Below are 18,717 nucleotides of genomic sequence, written 5' to 3' on the forward strand. Positions count from 1 at the left end.
CTTTTTACTGCACAAAAAAAGAAGGACTTATTTAGTCCTTCAATACTTATTTTCTATACTTACTCCTTTAAAGTAATGCTTTAATATTTCATCATATTTATAACCTTTATGAGCCATTCCATTTGCTCCCCATTGACTCATTCCTACTCCATGACCATACCCCTTAGTCAATATATTTACAAAATTTTTATCTACTTTTATATTAAAATCAGATGAATTAAGACCCAGTATACTTCTAACTTTACTTCCCTTTATAACACTTTTCCCTACTCTTATTTCTTTTACAGAACCGCCTTCACTTCTTGATATAACTTCTATATCTTTGTCAATATCATCAGATAATACAATTCCAATACCCTTGAATTTATTTATAAAATCATTCTTACTTATCTTCATATTTGCTCTAAATTTTGGTGATTCTTGTTCATATGGGCTATCAACAGATCTTAAGTAAGGAAGACTAGAGCTAAATACTTCTTCAGAATTCTCAGTTTTACCTCCACTTGTTGAATGATATAGAGGTTGTATAGTTCTTGCTTCAAACATAAGTACCATTCCCTTAGTATCATCTACAGCTTTTTTTATTTTAGAAAACGACTCATTCATCCATTTTTTATTATGTAATTTCTCAAGAGTTTTCGTATCTAGATATTCCTGGCAATGCCTATGATCTGTGCATACTACAGCTCCTTTATGCTGAGGTATTTTATCTCCTCCACTTTCAATTTTATGAAAAACATAGGACCTTGCCGCTATAGCCTGTGCCTTTAGAGCTTCTTGATCAAAGCTTGCTGGCATTTCAGATGCAACTACATTATATAGATACTCCTCAATATCCATATCTTCTACCTTATCTGTTTTTGTGTTATAAACTTTTATGTTTATGGAATTAGTTTTTTTAGTTTGTACAACTTTTTTTTGAAATATATCATCCTTATACATTCCAATAGTTAGTATTACAGGTAAAACTATTATCACTAAAAAAGTATATATAACAACTAAAAAAGGGTTTTTCATAGACTCTCCTCCTTTGATTATCTCTATCAATAAAGTCTATGAAAACCCTTATATTATTATTCCTCTATAATTTCTATATTAGCACCTAAATTATTTAACTTCTTATCTATATCCACATAACCTCTAAATATATGATATGTATCACCTATAATAGTTTCACCCTCAGATACAAGTCCTGCAAGTATTAAGGCAGCTCCTGCTCTTAAATCAGTTGCATTAACAGTAGATCCTTGAAGCTGATTTACTCCTTGAACTACTGCACTTCTTCCCTCTATCTTTATATTTGCGCCCATTCTCTTAAGCTCTGGTACATTCATAAATCTATTTTCAAATACAGTCTCTATAACTACACCAGTTCCTCTTGAAACACTTAAAAGTGCCATAAACTGAGATTGCATATCAGTTGGAAAACCTGGATGAGGAAGAGTTTTTATATCAGTAGGCTTTATTTCATCTGGACCTATAACCCTTACAGAATTATCCATTTCATGGACCTCACATCCAACCTCTCTAAGCTTTGCAATAGTAGGTTTTAAGTGGTCTATTAATACATTGTCTACTAATACATCTCCTTTAGTTATAGCTGCTGCTACCATATAAGTTCCAGCTTCAATTCTATCAGGTATTACAGTATGAGTAGCTCCTTTAAGCTCTTTTACACCCTTAATCTTGATAGTATTAGTTCCTGCACCTTTAATATTTGCTCCCATTTCATTTAAGAAATTAGCTAAATCAACTATTTCAGGTTCTTCTGCAACATTTTCTATTATAGTAGTTCCTTCTGCAAATACAGCTGCCATCATAATATTTTCAGTAGCTCCAACAGATGGAAAATCAAGATATAACTTAGTTCCTACTAACTTATCCGCTTTAGCCTCTATAAATCCGTGATCCATTTCAATTTGAGCTCCTAAAGATTTGAATCCTTTAAGATGAAGGTCTATAGGTCTTGTTCCTATAGCACAGCCTCCTGGCATTGATATTTTAGAACTTTTAAATCTAGCAAGTAACGGTCCCATTACTAAAAATGATGCTCTCATTTTTCTTACAAGCTCGTAAGGTGCTTCACATGTATCTATATTTGTTGCATCTACTGTAAGTACATCTTCATTAAATTCTACTTTAGCACCTAAATGTCTTAAAAGATCTGATATTACATGCACATCTCTTAAGTTTGGTACTCCCTTTAATACTGATTTTCCATTTGCAAGAAGTGTTGCTGCTATAACTGGAAGAACTGCATTCTTCGCTCCATTTATTTTTACTGTTCCCTTTAAAGGTTGACTTTTTCTAACTACTATCTTCGACACTTTTTTCAGTCCCTTCCTAATATTCTAATGTTATAAGAGGTGTACCTATATACACAAAAGTCTTATCATCATATTCACTATATCTGACAGAAGCGTTTACATTTATCTTATCTTCACCGTACTCTATACAATTTCCTAAATTTTTAGTGTATCCTGTTGTTGATAATATATTATCATCTTGTATTTCATCCTTTTTTTGCGCATCTAAACTAGATAATATATCGTCCACTATATTATTATAACATTTTTCATCTATTTTTCCTTCAAAAAATCCACATATACAAGAATATACATCTATATTTTTTGAATATTTTTTTAAATTATTTTTAAGTTTAATATAATCCTCTACTATACCTTTATACACTTGATTCGTGTTAATGTCAACTATAATATGAGTTTGTTCCATACTTTGACATTTTTCGCTATCGATTATAATGGATATACCTCGTTCTGCTTTATTTTGGCTATTTCTGTCATATACATATATTTGTCTGAAATCTTTTTGTTCACTTCTTGTGTATTCCATTCTTTCTTTATCAATACCAAACTTAGCTACAATCTCATTAACTATTTTATCCATTTCCTCAAAGCTTAAAAACTCATTATCCATCATAGCATGAGCATTTATATTGTAATTGTCAAAAGTAGAACCCGTCTTCTCAAAAGAATCTAATATAAGTTCATAATCATTTCTATCCTTTTGATTATCGTCTAAATTAACTTGTTCAGCTGATGATATCATACTAAAAAATAAAACTAATATTATTATAACTCCAAGTACTTTTTTCATAATAAATCCCCCTTTAAATTGTATCTATTTTGATTATTGACAATTTAAAGGGGGTTATACATTTATTATTTTATTTTTTGAAATCCATTTTTGAATGCATTCATTAACTCTTCATTAGTATCTAGTCTATACGTTCTAGCTGGATTTCCATTTTTATCCCAATCTATTCCATTCCACCATATAGCTATTTTAATTCTAGGATAATTGTGTATTGTATCAAACATATTGTTTACCCAATTTATTTTATCTCCACCAACATCATTAGACCCAAACTCTGTTATCATAAAGGGTTGTTTGAATAATTTAGTATATTCTTCATATACTGGAGTATATATATTATCAAACTCTCTCCAAACTTCACCTTTGTAATAATTCCCTGTATTATAACCTGTAAGACCTATAACATCTACATTCTCATCACCAGGATAATAGTTTAAATAGTGGTTCCAAGAAAAGTTAGGAAAAGACTTATCATTAGGATTCCATACCCAAATTACATTCTCCACTCCCTCATCTTCAAATATCTTATATACATATTTCCAAAGTTCATTAAATATCAATGTATCCTTTGAGTAATAATAAGAAGAATATGTACACCAATCTCCATTCATCTCATTGTTTAATCTAAATAGAACAGGCTTTCCAAATTTTTTAATTTTCTTAGCATAGTTTCTAAGCCAATGATCATACTCTCCATCCAATATATCGTAGCTAATATTTTTATTCACTGGAAGCGATAAATCTGCTTTTGATGTTTGAAGTGTAAGCTCAACTATTTTCTTATCATTATAAGCTCTTTTAAGTTCGTCTATATCTAGTTTTGAATCTAAAGAATGATATTTTACTAATACGGAAAAATCATAACCTAGTCTATCTTGTAAGCTATGTAAATAATTCATATTAGTAGGAGCTGTAGGCTCAAATATTCCAAAGCTTACTTTATCAGAACTAGTCAAATAGTTGTTATAAAATTCTTTAGTAGGATTATTCCATTGCTTATGTTTATTATCATACATCTTATTTATTCTAGCAGTTCCCTTTGGTTCAAAAAACTTTATAGTCCCAACAAGAGACTCAAAATACTCTATAGGCTGTTGAGATTTTAGTATAACTGTATAAACCTCATTGTTATTTTTCTTTATTTCAGCACTTGCATAGTAATTATAATCTTTATCAAGTCTATTGAGTTTTTTTCTACTCCACTTTATAATTCTTATATTTTTACCATTAATATTGATCCTTTTGTCAGATTCAAGATTATGGTACTCTCTATTATATAAAAATTTATTACTATAATTAGTGTAAACATTAAAATTAACCTTGTCATAGTATACTTCCATTATACTATTTCCATCTGCAAAGCTTGTCTTATATAAAGATTCACTTGTATCTAATTTCATATAATTTGCAAACTGTATTGAATACCCTTTTGGATAATTTATATATTCATTAGTGTATTCATTTATTTTAACCACCTGATGAAAGTCATCCCATTCATTAAATTGATTATTATCAGATATCTGTCCATTTAATATATTTGTAGCATTATTTCTTCCATATTCTACAGCGTATGTAGTCTTTATATTAATACTAAATACAAAAATAAATATAATTACATATAAATATAGTTTTCTCATCAACACCCCTCCTTAGTCCACTATATTATAACTTAATTAAAGTTATTTTTAAACTATATATATCTTTTTTGATAATTAATTTCATTTTATTATATTATTCTCCACAAGCAACTTTTCTAAATATGGACTTGCATTTAAGAATTTCTTAAATTGTTTATATTCATCTATAAGAAATTTATCTATTTCCCCTTTATACTTAACAGCTCTTATTAAAAGATTTTTCGGAGTATGCTCAGTCTCTATAAATTCTAATATCTGAGTTTTATATCCAATTATTTCAAGAAGATTTGCTCTTATTGAATCGGTTGCAAGAGACGATAATCTCTCTTTTATTATTCCATGCTTTAACATAGGGCTTAATAAATCATTTTTTATCTGAGTATTTAGCTCATGCTGACAGCATGGAACTGATAATATAACCTTACTATTCCAACAAATAGCTTTAAATAGTGCCATATCAGTAGCTATATCACAAGCATGAAGAGTTACTACCATATCTACCTCTGTAAATTCATCAAAATCAGATATATTACCTATTTGAAAACTCAAATTCTCATAGTTTAATTCCTTAGCGACTTTATTACAATACTCTATAACATCCTTTTTAATATCTAGTCCTACTATTTCTACATTAAATTTAGCTATCTTAACAAGATAATAATAAAGAGCAAACGTAAGATAAGACTTTCCACAACCAAAATCTATAATCTTTATTCTCTTATTTTTATCAAAATTTGCTTCTACATCCTTTACCATCTCTAAAAATCTATTTAGCTGTCTAAATTTATCTCTCTTTTGTTTTTTTACATTTCCTTTTTCATTCATAACTCCAAGGTACTGAAGAAAATCACAAGGAACATCTTCTTCTAGTATATATTTTTTCTTTCTATTATGAGATATATTCACTGTTTTTTTAGTTGCTTTCTTCTTTAATACATTAGCCTTACCTTTTTTATTTACAAGTATTTGATAGTCATTATTAATACAGTACATCTGAGCTTGCTTAAAGTTTTTATTTATATGTTCTATTATTTCATCTACAGTGTCTTTGGGTAGTAAATTCTTGTGTATTTCTTTATTAGAGTATACATAAGTTAATTGGTACATAAAATCATTTTTTATTTTTATAGGCCTTATATTTATTTTGTTGTAATCTAATTCTTTATTTCTTTTATTGCTAAGAACTGCTTGAATCAATTCTTTATCATTTATAATATCGTTAATCAAATCATTACTATTCATAAAATATCCTCTTTCTATTTGATATATTTAATCCAAAAGCTAAGAGTTACAAGACTCTACAGCTTCTGGATAAGTTTCACTTGATTATATATGATATAGTATCATTTTATCTATCAAAGTACAAACCTACTACTATTCTTATATTTTAAATTCATTAACTATGTCTTTTAATTCTTTTGTAATTTCTTCTAATTCATATGATGAATTAGATATTTCTTCTATTATAGCTGCTTGTTGCTGTATAGATGCACTTATCTGCTCAGTAGAAGCACTTGATTGTTGTGTAACAGCTGATATTTCTTGGATTGATGCTACAACTATATTTTTATCATCATTTATTTTTTGTATATTATTTATTAAATTATCTATTTGTATAATTATATTTTTTATAGCTTTACTAATATATTTAAATTTTTCTTCTGTAATATTAGATGCCTTTTCTGTATTTAAAACTATTTCTTTTGAATCATCTATCTTTTGTTTTGTACTATGAATTTCTAATTTAATATTATTAATAGTATTTTCTATACTATCAACATTATTATTTACTTGGTCTGCTAATTTTTGTATTTCTTTTGCTACTACAGTAAATCCCTTCCCTGCTTCACCTGCTCTTGCCGCTTCTATCATTGCATTTAAAGCTAGTAGATTAGTTTGATCTGCAATAGCTTTTATAGTTTCTGTAATTTCTCCTATTGTGTTTGACTCATTATCAAGAATATCAACTTGAGATACTACTTCTGACAATGTAATTATATTATCAGATATTGATTCTTTTAATCCTAATATAGCTCTATTTCCTTCTTCATTTGCTTTATTTATTTCATCTATATATTTTTCTATTTCTACTGAATTTTCTGCTGTTATCTCTATGTTTTTAGAAAGATTATCAAGCTTTAATACAGCTTCTTCTGCATTTATGGCTTGATCTGTTGCACCTTTTACTAAATCATCTGTTGCATCTGCTATACCTTGAAATGTTATTGAAGTATCTTTAATGCTGTTATACATATTCTTTGCATTATATTCTACATTATTCGAAAAATCTTTTATGCTTTTAATAATGTTTCTAATAGATTTTCTCACTTTAACTAATTCATCTATTATATCTGAAAGTTCATCTTTATTCTTAAGTTTTTTAAATTTATTCATTAAATCCTCATTAACCTTCAAATTAAAATCATTAGTCTCCTTTAAGCTTATCATAATACCATTTAATCTATTGCTTATACTCTTATTTATAATCCATGCTAAGAATATACTTATGATTATAATTATAATTGTTAGTATTATGAATATCTTTACAAAATGATTATATATTGAAGCATTGGTATTATTTTGAGAAATCTCTTTCTTATGTTCATCTAATTCTGAGTCTTTACTTTTAATATCGTTATATTTATTTAGTGATTCTGTTAAAATAATTTTATTAGCTTCCTTTTTATTTAAGTCTGAACTTAACTTAATAATTTTATCGCTTATTTTAAGATAAGATTCAGTGTTTTTTTGAAATTCTTGAATTAATATTCTATCTTCTTCAAGGTAAACCGTTTTCATATAATCTTTAAACGATTTTCTTATATCCTCTTTTATATCTTCCATTTCTTTTTTGACTTCTAGCATTCTATCTTTATCATTAAGTGATATATGTCTAAATTCGTGAAGTCTATAGTCTCTTATATTTTCATTGATATAATGTAGAGAGTCTACACCAGTAAACCATAACTTCATATTTTCTGTAGATTTTTTATTTATATTATTAATTGATTTTATTGAAAAAAAACTTAAGCCTATCATCATTATAATTATTAACCCAAAGCATATAATCAACCTATTTTTTATGCTTATATTCATTCTGAATTCACCCCTGTTGTATTTTTTTGATGTACCCATTATCTTGTATCCTTCTTTAATTTATTATATTCGCTTATAATTTTTTGTTTCATTATAGGAGATACTATCAAAAAGGTGGTGATTTACTTGAATATAAATAAGTCTTTATCTTGTCCAAATTGCAATAGCAATGATTTTTTATTAAAATATGAAGCTAAGTATGTTTATGTTTATAAGATAGATACAAGTAATTTTGAAGATATAAACAAAACCTCTAATGTTCCTTTTTTATTTGATACAAGGGATAAAGCAGATTCAAATCAGTATATAGAATGTATGGGATGTAAAAATAGATATAAGTGTGATCTTGAACATGATCATGAAAAGATAGATTTTACTATACTTCAAAAAGCAATCCGATCAGATTATATAGAAAACCCTGAATTTTTTGGATAGTATATTTGAACACTAAAATCTAAGTCTCATATATAAGGTATATGAAACTTAGATTTATCTTTAAATTGTAGATAAATATACTTTTAGTTATGATTTTCAAAAAAGTTATTTTGCCTCTATTTTAAAAGGCTTCTTTATCAAATTATTATAATTATCTATTGTTAATGTTATAGGATTTTTATACTTTATATTTTGGGGTATACTAATATGTGTGTTTGTATACTCTTCTCTTTGTGAGCGACCCACACTATAAGCATGATATGATATATTATCTTTATCCTTAAATTCAAACCCAAAGGATATATTCTTATCACACTCAAATATTAACTCATATAATTTTTCTTCTTCAAATGATGCATCTTTTTCATATCTTATCTGTTTAAGCTTTAATCCAGGTATTGATGATTTGGTTAATTTATTATTTTCGATATCAACTACTACTTCTAATTTATCTTTTTCAATAGCCTTTATTCCAGTCCCCTTTACATAAAGCTTTTCATTATTTTCAAAATATGGACTTTCAAAATATAAAGATCTATTTTCACCTTTATTCCTACTTATATAACCATCTATACCTAAATCATACTCTTTATTATTGGTTGATATTTTTAAATCTTTTATTTCAAATATTTTCATAGTATTATCTTTATCATATCTTATATCAATAATTGTAGTAGTTGGATAAACTGTAATATTATCTATATATATCTTTTGATTTTTAATATCTATAGCTTCATCTACACTATATACCTTCTTTTTAGCTTCAAATATTTTCTTATCTATAGGTATGTAAAAAGTATATTTATAACTAGACTCTTTTTCGTCTTTAGATTTATTAGATTCTATCATTTCATCATATTCTTGTGAATTATACTCCGATTCATTTAGTATTATATCTAGCTTAATTTTTGATAAATGTTTCAATTCTTCAGAAAATAATAAATCAAAGCTATCATGTATTCTTTTAACCTTATTGAGATTTGTATCTCCGTAAGTTATATAAGGGCTTGTACCCCCTTTTATAGCTTTTTTATTTTCATCATATAAGTGATACTCTATGCTTTTAATATACTTATGGTTTGATTTATTTTTTATAGTATAAAAAACCTTAATCCTTTTTTTATCCACTATAATGTTATCAACTGTAACTTCCAATCCATCTTTTTCTTGAGACTTTTCTACTTTTTGTATAAAACCAGACTTAATCGCCATTTGTATTCCTTTATCCTCTATATTGTAGGCTTCATTAAAATTAAACTTTTTGATAATATTATCTAAATACCAAGTTCTTGTATAGGTATATATTGATAAAGGTATTATAGTTAACACAATTATGGTGATAATTATTATTTTTTTATTAAACTTATATTTATTATTCATATCTCCCTCCTACATATTTAATTATCTACATTTATGGAAATTATATCATATAATCCAATATTTAGAATGTCATTGTAATTATATACTATAATATGATTATTGTTTAGGCAAATTGACAATCCACTATTTAAAAATTAATAAAGCACCATTATTTCAAACTATTATTTAGCCTAAAATAATGGTGCTTTGTATGTTAAATGAATAATAAAGTTAACTTATAAACTAATTCTTATTAAATATGCAGCTTGTTCCACGTGGATTGAAACATTTATTACATGATACACATTTTGATTTTTGAGTTTCTCCATCTATCCATCTAGTTATTAATTTAGGCTCTCTTATAAATGGTCTACACATAGAAATAGCCTCTATGCTTGTATTCTCTAACGCTTCTTCTATTACATCTAAGCTTCTAAATCCACCTACTAGGATAACCGGGATATCTATTTCTTTAGCTATACTATCTGCGTATTCTTTATGATAACCTTCATCTTCTGTTGTTTTTATACCAGATCTTACAGGAGAACACTTACCTCTCAGATTTCCTCCACTTATTTCTATAGCATCAAAACCTACCTTAGCAAATATCTTTGCTGCTTTTTTACTATCCTCAAAAGTAAGACCATCTTTCTCTGCAAAATCAGAAGAATTCATCTTAATGAATATAGGAAAATCTTCTCCACACTTACTTCTAATATTTTCATATGCTTCTAATATTATTAGTATTCTATTTTCAATACTTCCTCCATACTCATCGTTTCTTCTATTGTAATAAGGTGTTAAAAATCTACTAAAAAAATATCCGTGAGCTCCATGTATTTGAACACCATCAAACCCTGCTTTTTTAGCTCTCAATGCTCCATCCCCAAAATCTTCAACTATTTTTTTAATTTCTTCCTTACTTATTTCCTTTGGTTTAAAAGCTGCTCCCTCATCACCAACACCAGATGGACTATATGGTATATAATCCGGATTCCCATGTATTTGTGCTCCGTGATGCACCAACTGTACAACTATCTTATTATTTTTTTCATGAACTGAATCTGTTAGTTTTTTCAATCCTTCTATATACGAGTCATCATGAATTTTCATTAATGTATGCGTTTGAGTTCCTTTTACTACTTCTGTTAATCCTGTAATAATTAAACCTATATTCCCCTGACATAGTTCATCATACATATTGATTAGTTTATCTGTCACATATCCATTTGAATCAGCCATAAGCTCTCCTGTAGCTGATCTAACTATCCTATTATTAACTTCTATACCGCCTAAATTGATTTTATCAAATATTTTCTTATTCATTCTTTCGCCCTCCTAGATTTCCAAGTAATATTATTTACAAGATAAAAATCTTATAGTTTACTATAGAGCAAAAGTATTATTAGATATCTAATAATACTTTTTTATGCTAACATATAACCTTTGATTTTAAATGTACTGTTTTAAAATGTAAAAGTTTCAGTTGGCTCTTTTGTGAATAATTTTGTTAAGCTTGCTTCTCCATGCTCTAAGTAAAAAACTTCTAACAGTGGATTATCTGCTGTTTGATAGCCTTTTTTAACTAATGGAGCATTATCTATAACCATTTGCTTTTCATCAAGACTATTAGTAAACTTAATTTCACCACTTATCCTTACAATAGTAAAATCCTCTGTAGTTACTACAAACTCAATATATGGATTTTCTTTAAGTTGCTCATAAGCTTTCTTAACATTTGCTGTAGTAAAATAAAATTTACCATCCTTTATAAAGTGAACATGCTGAGGTCTTGCATGTGGTCTGTTGTTTTGTGATGTAGCTAAAACTCCTGATTTATTTTTTTCTAAGAACTCAATAATTTTTTCCATAATAAAACTCCCCTTTCAATATTATATTTATTTTGATTATATATATCTTATTCTATTAAATTATCTAATAATTTCTTCAAATGTCCTCTTAAATGCTTCAACTCTTCTAAGCTAAGTCCAGTTTGACAAAAAGCATTTTGTGGAATTATTACTGCCTTTTCTTTCATCTCAAGACCCTTATTGGTTAATTTAATGTAAACGTTTCTTTCATCATTTTTATTACGTACTCTTTCAATTAATCCAATTCCTTCCAATTTCTTCAAGACAGGTGTGAGTGTATTGGAGCGAAGTAATAATTTAGACCCAATATCTTTAACAGCAATATTATCTTCTTCCCACAAGGCAAGCAGGGTGATATATTGAGTATATGTTATACCAAATTCATCTAATATAGGCTTATAAAGCCTAATAATTTCTTTTGAACAAGCGTATAATGCAAAGCATAATTGATTTTCTAATTTTAAAATGCTATCTTCCATATCTTTAGCAAGATCCCCTTTCCAATCGTATTCGATTTAATCTTATACGTATTTTACCATTTATATGAATTAACTTCAATACTTTTTTTAAACTCATAACGAAAATTATATTTATCCACAATTTGAATATGATTATAATTTCCTATTAGTTATAAAAAATTCGTCTACTCGCTAACGGGGTGACTCATGTAGCCAACGATCTCTAACAGGCTCCGTTGCTCAAAAATAGTCTCAAGTGCAGTCTTTTTATCAATGTTATCCACAGATTCAAAATCATATAATATCCTATAGCATAAAAATAAGAACTAGATTTTGAAAAGTTTCATCAAAATCTAGTTCTTTATGATTTCATATTTATATTCACACTGATTTTTGGGATACTTTAACTCTTGTGACCATGTAGGAATAAGTTTAAGCGCAGCTTTCCCAAAAGTTGGATCAAACATTATACTTAAATTTTTTTCTATTTCGGTTCTACAACATTCCCAGCTCATTGCATTTTTATATGACCTTTTGCTGGTTATTGCATCTATAGAATCACATATAGCTATTATTCTAGATCCTACTGGAATTTCTTTTTCCTTTATTCCCATAGGGTAGCCTCCTCCATCCCATCTTTCATGATGGTGAAGTACTATTTTGGAAATTTGTTTTAATTCTTTTGAATTTCCCAAAATATCATGCCCTATAGTAGGATGTAGTTTTATTTTTTCCCATTCATTATCAGTTAATTTCCCTGGCTTATTTAATATTTCATCAGGAACTCCTATTTTACCAATATCATGAAGATGTGCAGCTATATGAATTGTTTCTTTTGTTCTCCCTCTAATCCCTAATTCTTTACACATATCTTCAGCCATTTTAGCTACTCTATCTGAATGTCCCTTTGTATATATATCTTTTGCTTCTAAAGCTCTTATAAGACTTTCTATTATATCGTGATAGAATTTTTTTCTTTTAAATTTCTTTATATAATCTCTAATCATAAGTTTACCCTTCCTCAAACACGTAATTGAAATCCCTTATAAATTATATCATATTTATTTATAATTTCCCCCTTGATTTTTCGAAAAGATTTGGTCTACTGGCTACACACTGATTCATGTTACAAATATAGTTTTTCAATCAATGCCCTTTATGCTTTTCTTTCTTTTTCTTTTGTTTTAATTCAAATTGTTTTCTTCTTTCTTCTTCTTTTTTTTCTTTTGATTTCTTCTTTTTCTCTATTTTATTAGCTTCATGTTGAAGTTTTATTGCAAGTTGTGCCTTAGTTCCTATCCCATTATCACTTACATCTTTTTTTATTTTCCTCTGAAGTCTTTTAGGATTTATTCTCTTATCCGTTTTCTTATCAGCATTAATTGGCTTACTAAATCTTATATTTTTAAATTCTTGTAAAATGAACTCATATATATCATAATCTTTTGGTTCTGGACCAAATACAATTCTTGAAACTTCATATTTTTCATTATAAGTTCTTTCAAATATACCTATCCAAAAAGGATTTTCAAATAGAACTGTTAATTTAGTACTTACTTTCATTTTTTAATACCTCCTGATTAATAATCATTAATGGAGAATGGACGACCCCAGGAGGGAAGGCTACTGCTATCTATTAATCATAGTTAGGTTCGGACTACCAACCGAAACTGTGTTTTTATCTCCATAATTTAGTTACATGAATTTACTCGTTATCATATGCCTCTAATGCGATTGGAAGTGATGCAGTTACTACATTTCCTACTGCTGGTAAGCCTAATAATATAGTACTTATTATTTCTTCCCTACTTGCACCATTAGCTTTCGCTTGTTTTACATGAAACGGTATACCACTACTTAGTTTAGTTGCTGCTAAAACTGATATATATGCAAGTGATTGTGTTTTTTTATCAAGAGCACTTGCAGCATCTAGATTTTGTACTGCTTCCATCCATGCCTTTGAATGATTTGGTGCTTCATTGGTAAAAGCTTGAAATGAATTGCTAATCAAAGATTTACTCATAATTAAATACCTCCTTTTTAATCAAGTTCAACTAATCCAGAAGCTGTAGAGTTCTAAGACTCCAACCTGAAGAGGATGGAGTCTTAGAACTCTTAGCTTTCGGATAAAACGATCTTCCTATATTACAGATAGAGTAATTATATCATATTATCCAATACTTGGAATATCATTATAGTTATATGCTATAATATGATTATTGTTTAGTGTAAAGGAAGGTTTATTATGGGAATTAAAAGTGAAAAAAAGGAACTTAGAATACTTTAATTCTTGTGACCATGTAGGAATAAGTTTATAACAGCTTCTTAATCAGTTCTTTACTTGGTGATGCAATCACAACAGTACTGATTATATCTCCTGTTTCTTGTAATTGACTCTCACAAGCATTTACTGAAGCTTTTACAGCACCCACATCTCCTGTAAGCAATATAAAACCTTTTCCTCCAAGACCTCTTGCTACTCTTACCTCTAATAAATTTACATTCGCAGCCTTTGCAGCAATATCACCTGCCATAATTGCTGTAATTGCAGACATTGTCTCAACAATTCCTAATGAAGATATTTTTTCAGCATCTGTGGTTGCTGTAAGTGCTGGAAATATATCTTTATGTACATTTGGTATGACATAGCTATCAATAATAAATGAGCCTCCATTATTTTCTCCAGCTTTTATAGCATTTTTTACAGATCCAACATCACCACTTAACAATGTAATATATTTTCCAGGACATAATGGAGATGACAAAATTAATTCAACATTTGCAGACTTTACCATATAATCAGTTGCTTCAATGCCCTTTGCAACACTTTTAAATTCTATTAGTCCAATTGATCTTTTCATTATAATCTCCTCTTTTTTACTAATTTGAATTATTACAATTTAGAAATGACTATACTTTTTTCATTAATATCTTCTATAAATCCATCTATACTTGCATGAAGTTTTGCACCTAATTTATTTTCAAGAATATCTCCTATTAACTGCCCCTTATGTACTTGATCTCCTATCTTTACTACAGGCTCTACTTTTACACCTATATGCTGTGATAAGTCCATTACAACTCTTTTGAAATCTTTTATATTTTCATTTGTAATAGGTGCATCTAAATCGTATTTTTCTATTTCTAATCGTGACTTTAGCTTGTTTACTGGAAATTTTCTATATTCTCTGAAAGTATTTATTTTGCTTGGTATATTTTTATTTGGATTTTTTATTCCTTGTGAACTAAGCTGTCCCTTTAAAAAATTATTTAGCTTCCACGGTTGAAGACCCATAATACATACCTTTTCACAAAGACCACATTCACTACATAAAAATGCATCTGTAGCTTTTGTATTTATATCGCAAGTACTACTATAGCTTGCAAGTCTCATTAATCTATCAGGATGCAATTTATGCCCTAATAAGTTTCTTGGACATGCTTGAGTACATAAAGAACAATGACAACACGAACTTCTTGCTTGCTTTAACATACTCTCTATACTTCTAGCTTTCGATAGTAACAAGGAATGATTCTTAGGAAGCACAATCAAGCCCTTTGTGTTTTTCTTGATAAGCTGATGTATATCTTCTATAATCTTCCCCATCATAGGGCCTCCATCAATTACTTCAAACTCATCTATTGTAGTTGAACCTGCTAACTCAATTGCCTCTAATACTGAAATACCAATAGGTACTTTTAAGGTAATAGGATTATGTACTTCTCCTGTAACTGTTAAATATTTATCTGTTACAGGAGTGTTCTCTATAGCCTTATATACATTTAATAAGGTTTCTACATTAATGACTATAACACCTACATTTAAAGGAATCCCACCTTCTGGTACAATCCTCTTCAAAACTTCATATACAGTAACCTGTTCATCTCCTGCTGGATAAAAGTTATTTAGCTTAAACAAATCTGAATTTTCATATTCTGTAATATTTTTCTTTAAATTTTCCAAGGCTTTTTTGTATTTTCCCTTTAATGCAATGATTCCTTTTTTTGCACCTGTTTCATGAACTATTTTGTTTAATGCTATAAGTATTTCCTCACTTTTTTGCGCCATAAGCTGCTGGTCTACCTTAAGAAGAGGCTCACATTCTGCACCATTAACAATTACATATTCAGCTTTTGCATCTAATTTTATATGAGTTGGGAATCCAGCACCTCCTGCACCGACAATCCCAGCCTCCTTTATTAAATGAATAAAATTTTCATTCATAATCTATCCCTCGCTTCTATCTGATTGAAAATCCATCAAATAATACACATCTTCTTTTTCTAGTAAAAGTTTTTGTAGAAGTTAAGCCTTCTCCTGTAGGACCTGCAATAGTGAATGTTGAATGTCCTTCTGATCCATATCCTATTCCTGCATAAGAGGGTGCATTTTTTACAAAAATAGTTGTTTGTACAGCCTTTGCAAACTTAGTTAGACTGTCTACATTCTTAGAATGCATAATAGCCGTATGTCTATTTCCATGCTCTACCTTTACACCTAGTTCAATACCTTCATCTATATTCTTTACTCTTACTATAGGAAGAATTGGCATCATAAGTTCTTCAATAACAAATGGATGATCTTTATGTACTTGTGCAAAAATAACTTTTACACTAGGGTCTATATTAATTCCTATTTGCTTCATAATGTAGTCAGCATTTTTTCCTACAAATGCTTTATTAATTGTTCCTTTTTCTGTTAGAACTAATTTTTCTAATTTTTCTAAAGTTTCTCTGTCCTTAATTTCAAAGGCATGATAATTTTTCATACAATCTACTAATTCATCAGCTACGCAGTCTACTACAATAACTTCTTTTTCAGCTGTACACGGCAAATTATTATCAAAGCTACATCCATCAACAATATCTTTAGCCGCTTTTTTTATATCTGCCGTTTCATCAACTAAAGCAGGTGGATTTCCAGCTCCCGCACCAATTGCTTTTTTACCAGAGGATAATGCTATTTTCACAATTCCTGGCCCTCCTGTAGCACAAATCATATTGATTTTTTCATGCTTTAACATTACATTTGTACTTTCAATTGTCGGTTCTTTTACAGTAACTACTAAGTTTTTAGGTCCATTTACCTTTTCAATAGCTTTATTTATAATTTCTACAGCTAAAACAGAAACTTTTTTTCCTCCTGGATGCGGAGAAAATACAACGGAATTTCCAGCTGCAAGCATACCAATACTATTGCATATAATGGTCTCTGTTGGATTAGTTGAAGGTGCTATAGCTCCTATTACACCAAATGGCGACATTTCATATAGTGTCAGTCCTCCATCACCAGTATCCACCTCTGATTTTAAATCTTCTACTCCAGGAGTTTTTTCTATAGCAAGCTTATGTTTTGAAACCTTATCTTCAAATCTTCCCATTCCTGTTTCTTCTACACCCATTTTCGCAAAAGCTTCAACATTTTTTCTTAATTCTTCTCTCATAGATTCTATGATTTCACATCTTCTAGATAAGCTATACTTTGAAAATTCCTTTTGTGCTATACTCGCAGCCTCAATAGCATCATTCATATTTTCAAATACACCTAAATTATTGTTAAACATTTCAACTTTGCAATCTTTTCCCTGTGCTACATCTAATTTCATTTCTTTCATAATCATTGCTACCATATCATCTATATTTATATTTCCTAACATCTATTTATAATCTCCTCTCCTATTATGAATTGACTTCTATATTATCTATTATTGCTACAATAGCCCTATCTATAGGGCTATTGTTTTCTTCAAAAACTTGACGTGCTGAACTTCCCATAGAAACCAATACAATTTCTCCTACTCCTGCACCTACAGAATCTATAGCAACTTCTATATTTCCTATTGATTTATAATCCGTATCTAAAGGCTGAACAATTAACATTTTCTTTCCCACTAATCCTTCTTTTTTAGTTGTTGCAACTACAACACCTACTATTTTTGCTATATACATGATTAGCACCTACCTTTTAATTATTTCAACCCCTTTTTCAAGAGCTACATCTTTAGCTAAAGAAGTAATGATAGCATTTTGTGGAACAATAATTTTATTTTTCATACTATTAATCACAATATCTTCTCTAGAAATTATTTTCTTATTCAATATACACTCACTATCATAAGCTCTCTCTTTTAATTCATTTTCATTATTTATTGAAGCTTTATTTATATTCATTGCATAATTATATAAATTTTCTATATCTATTAATTTCACTCCATATGATTCAATTCTATCAATATGGCCTTTAATCATTTCAAAATATGTATTAGGAAATCTATTATATCCTAGTTTAACTCTTGAAGTATTGTTCAAGTCGCAATCATCTTTAACTGCTATAACTGGAGTACCATTCATAATACACCTTGCAGCAAGTTGTGTAGGTAGTGTATCTGAAATCCCTGTTGATATCTTAGCTGCAGAGTTTATTGTCAAAGTTGGTATAATAAGGGTATCCATATGTTCATATAACTCTTTTATATCTAAAACTTCACCATCAATAAAAATATTATTAGTCCCAAAACAGTCTCTAATTTTTTCAATATCTAAAATTCTTTCTGCTGAACTAGATAAAACTATCTTTAAGTCCCATCCATTTTCTTTTAATTTATTTAACTGTAATATACTTTTTTCAAATCCAATATCTCCTCCAGTGAATGCCACAATTGCTTTTTTAGGAACATATTGTATCTTTTTTAATACTTCTTCTACAATCGACTGAATCATTTGATCAAAATTCAAGACCTATCA

General features: G+C 28.6%; 19 protein-coding genes. 1 reads left to right on the forward strand and 18 read right to left on the reverse strand.

Annotated features, from left to right (window positions below; all coding sequences use genetic code 11):
• Positions 1-39 precede the first annotated feature (39 nt).
• The 6 genes from spoIID to N4A48_RS10070 all read right to left on the reverse strand — a co-directional run bounded on the left by spoIID (position 40) and on the right by N4A48_RS10070 (position 7,850).
• A complete protein-coding gene (gene spoIID, locus N4A48_RS10045; RefSeq protein WP_293665780.1) occupies positions 40-1,017 on the reverse strand; it encodes a stage II sporulation protein D in 978 nt (325 codons plus the stop codon).
• Between the two features lie 56 nt (positions 1,018-1,073).
• Positions 1,074-2,327, reverse strand: coding sequence for a UDP-N-acetylglucosamine 1-carboxyvinyltransferase (gene murA, locus N4A48_RS10050; RefSeq protein ID WP_293665781.1), 1,254 nt, complete (start codon positions 2,325-2,327; stop codon positions 1,074-1,076).
• Positions 2,328-2,343: 16 nt separating this feature from the next.
• Positions 2,344-3,117: a YwmB family TATA-box binding protein gene (locus tag N4A48_RS10055; protein ID WP_293665782.1), complete on the reverse strand. Its 774-nt coding sequence runs from the start codon at positions 3,115-3,117 to the stop codon at positions 2,344-2,346.
• Between the two features lie 65 nt (positions 3,118-3,182).
• The gene (locus tag N4A48_RS10060) at positions 3,183-4,754 is read right to left on the reverse strand and encodes a glycoside hydrolase family 26 protein (protein ID WP_293665783.1); all 1,572 of its coding nucleotides are present in this window, start codon (positions 4,752-4,754) and stop codon (positions 3,183-3,185) included.
• Between the two features lie 81 nt (positions 4,755-4,835).
• Entirely contained in the window at positions 4,836-5,996 is a 1,161-nt protein-coding gene (locus N4A48_RS10065) for a class I SAM-dependent methyltransferase (RefSeq protein ID WP_293665784.1), read from the reverse strand.
• Positions 5,997-6,134: 138 nt separating this feature from the next.
• Positions 6,135-7,850 carry a methyl-accepting chemotaxis protein gene (locus N4A48_RS10070; RefSeq protein ID WP_293665786.1) on the reverse strand — a complete coding sequence of 572 codons (1,716 nt, stop codon included), beginning with the start codon at positions 7,848-7,850 and terminating at the stop codon, positions 6,135-6,137.
• Between the two features lie 126 nt (positions 7,851-7,976).
• Between N4A48_RS10070 and N4A48_RS10075 the strand changes: the two genes are divergently transcribed.
• Positions 7,977-8,285, forward strand: coding sequence for a hypothetical protein (locus N4A48_RS10075; protein ID WP_293665787.1), 309 nt, complete (start codon positions 7,977-7,979; stop codon positions 8,283-8,285).
• 105 nt (positions 8,286-8,390) lie between these two features.
• Here N4A48_RS10075 and N4A48_RS10080 read toward each other — a convergent pair whose 3' ends face one another.
• The 12 genes from N4A48_RS10080 to N4A48_RS10135 all read right to left on the reverse strand — a co-directional run bounded on the left by N4A48_RS10080 (position 8,391) and on the right by N4A48_RS10135 (position 18,708).
• The gene (locus N4A48_RS10080) at positions 8,391-9,665 is read right to left on the reverse strand and encodes a DUF4179 domain-containing protein (RefSeq protein ID WP_293665788.1); all 1,275 of its coding nucleotides are present in this window, start codon (positions 9,663-9,665) and stop codon (positions 8,391-8,393) included.
• Positions 9,666-9,887: 222 nt separating this feature from the next.
• Positions 9,888-10,970, reverse strand: coding sequence for an NADH:flavin oxidoreductase (locus tag N4A48_RS10085; RefSeq protein WP_293665789.1), 1,083 nt, complete (start codon positions 10,968-10,970; stop codon positions 9,888-9,890).
• Positions 10,971-11,110: 140 nt separating this feature from the next.
• Positions 11,111-11,515 carry a pyridoxamine 5'-phosphate oxidase family protein gene (locus tag N4A48_RS10090; protein ID WP_293665790.1) on the reverse strand — a complete coding sequence of 135 codons (405 nt, stop codon included), beginning with the start codon at positions 11,513-11,515 and terminating at the stop codon, positions 11,111-11,113.
• Positions 11,516-11,562: 47 nt separating this feature from the next.
• The gene (locus N4A48_RS10095) at positions 11,563-11,994 is read right to left on the reverse strand and encodes a MarR family winged helix-turn-helix transcriptional regulator (RefSeq protein ID WP_293665791.1); all 432 of its coding nucleotides are present in this window, start codon (positions 11,992-11,994) and stop codon (positions 11,563-11,565) included.
• A gap of 332 nt (positions 11,995-12,326) precedes the next feature.
• Positions 12,327-12,980, reverse strand: coding sequence for an HD-GYP domain-containing protein (locus N4A48_RS10100; protein WP_293665792.1), 654 nt, complete (start codon positions 12,978-12,980; stop codon positions 12,327-12,329).
• Positions 12,981-13,119: 139 nt separating this feature from the next.
• On the reverse strand, positions 13,120-13,536 hold the full coding sequence (locus N4A48_RS10105) for a YjdF family protein (protein ID WP_293665793.1): 417 nt from the start codon (positions 13,534-13,536) through the stop codon (positions 13,120-13,122).
• 142 nt (positions 13,537-13,678) lie between these two features.
• The gene (locus N4A48_RS10110; RefSeq protein ID WP_293665794.1) at positions 13,679-13,996 is read right to left on the reverse strand and encodes a carboxymuconolactone decarboxylase family protein; all 318 of its coding nucleotides are present in this window, start codon (positions 13,994-13,996) and stop codon (positions 13,679-13,681) included.
• A gap of 289 nt (positions 13,997-14,285) precedes the next feature.
• Positions 14,286-14,834 carry a BMC domain-containing protein gene (locus N4A48_RS10115; protein ID WP_293665795.1) on the reverse strand — a complete coding sequence of 183 codons (549 nt, stop codon included), beginning with the start codon at positions 14,832-14,834 and terminating at the stop codon, positions 14,286-14,288.
• A gap of 32 nt (positions 14,835-14,866) precedes the next feature.
• Positions 14,867-16,198 (reverse strand): 4Fe-4S dicluster domain-containing protein, encoded by a 1,332-nt coding sequence (locus tag N4A48_RS10120; protein ID WP_293665796.1) that lies wholly within the window; start codon positions 16,196-16,198, stop codon positions 14,867-14,869.
• 16 nt (positions 16,199-16,214) lie between these two features.
• A complete protein-coding gene (locus tag N4A48_RS10125) occupies positions 16,215-17,630 on the reverse strand; it encodes an aldehyde dehydrogenase family protein (RefSeq protein ID WP_293665797.1) in 1,416 nt (471 codons plus the stop codon).
• Between the two features lie 22 nt (positions 17,631-17,652).
• Complete coding sequence (locus N4A48_RS10130) at positions 17,653-17,922, reverse strand: EutN/CcmL family microcompartment protein (protein ID WP_293665798.1); 270 nt, start codon at positions 17,920-17,922, stop codon at positions 17,653-17,655.
• Positions 17,923-17,931: 9 nt separating this feature from the next.
• On the reverse strand, positions 17,932-18,708 hold the full coding sequence (locus N4A48_RS10135; RefSeq protein WP_293665799.1) for a flavoprotein: 777 nt from the start codon (positions 18,706-18,708) through the stop codon (positions 17,932-17,934).
• Positions 18,709-18,717 lie beyond the last annotated feature (9 nt).

Source organism: Tepidibacter sp., assembly GCF_025210165.1.
Lineage (GTDB): Bacteria > Bacillota > Clostridia > Peptostreptococcales > Peptostreptococcaceae > Tepidibacter_A.

Excerpts from the sequence above, each read along its gene's own strand:
- N4A48_RS10100 (WP_293665792.1), bottom strand. The coding sequence starts at position 12,980 with ATGATTAGAGATTATATAAAGAAATTTAAAAGAAAAAAATTCTATCAC.
- N4A48_RS10125 (WP_293665797.1), bottom strand. The coding sequence starts at position 17,630 with ATGTTAGGAAATATAAATATAGATGATATGGTAGCAATGATTATGAAA.
- spoIID (WP_293665780.1), bottom strand. The coding sequence starts at position 1,017 with ATGAAAAACCCTTTTTTAGTTGTTATATATACTTTTTTAGTGATAATA.
- N4A48_RS10090 (WP_293665790.1), bottom strand. The coding sequence starts at position 11,515 with ATGGAAAAAATTATTGAGTTCTTAGAAAAAAATAAATCAGGAGTTTTA.
- N4A48_RS10060 (WP_293665783.1), bottom strand. The coding sequence starts at position 4,754 with ATGAGAAAACTATATTTATATGTAATTATATTTATTTTTGTATTTAGT.
- N4A48_RS10115 (WP_293665795.1), bottom strand. The coding sequence starts at position 14,834 with ATGAAAAGATCAATTGGACTAATAGAATTTAAAAGTGTTGCAAAGGGC.
- N4A48_RS10065 (WP_293665784.1), bottom strand. The coding sequence starts at position 5,996 with ATGAATAGTAATGATTTGATTAACGATATTATAAATGATAAAGAATTG.
- N4A48_RS10110 (WP_293665794.1), bottom strand. The coding sequence starts at position 13,996 with ATGAGTAAATCTTTGATTAGCAATTCATTTCAAGCTTTTACCAATGAA.
- N4A48_RS10085 (WP_293665789.1), bottom strand. The coding sequence starts at position 10,970 with ATGAATAAGAAAATATTTGATAAAATCAATTTAGGCGGTATAGAAGTT.
- N4A48_RS10120 (WP_293665796.1), bottom strand. The coding sequence starts at position 16,198 with ATGAATGAAAATTTTATTCATTTAATAAAGGAGGCTGGGATTGTCGGT.
- N4A48_RS10130 (WP_293665798.1), bottom strand. The coding sequence starts at position 17,922 with ATGTATATAGCAAAAATAGTAGGTGTTGTAGTTGCAACAACTAAAAAA.
- N4A48_RS10080 (WP_293665788.1), bottom strand. The coding sequence starts at position 9,665 with ATGAATAATAAATATAAGTTTAATAAAAAAATAATAATTATCACCATA.
- N4A48_RS10070 (WP_293665786.1), bottom strand. The coding sequence starts at position 7,850 with ATGAATATAAGCATAAAAAATAGGTTGATTATATGCTTTGGGTTAATA.
- N4A48_RS10105 (WP_293665793.1), bottom strand. The coding sequence starts at position 13,536 with ATGAAAGTAAGTACTAAATTAACAGTTCTATTTGAAAATCCTTTTTGG.
- N4A48_RS10055 (WP_293665782.1), bottom strand. The coding sequence starts at position 3,117 with ATGAAAAAAGTACTTGGAGTTATAATAATATTAGTTTTATTTTTTAGT.
- N4A48_RS10095 (WP_293665791.1), bottom strand. The coding sequence starts at position 11,994 with ATGGAAGATAGCATTTTAAAATTAGAAAATCAATTATGCTTTGCATTA.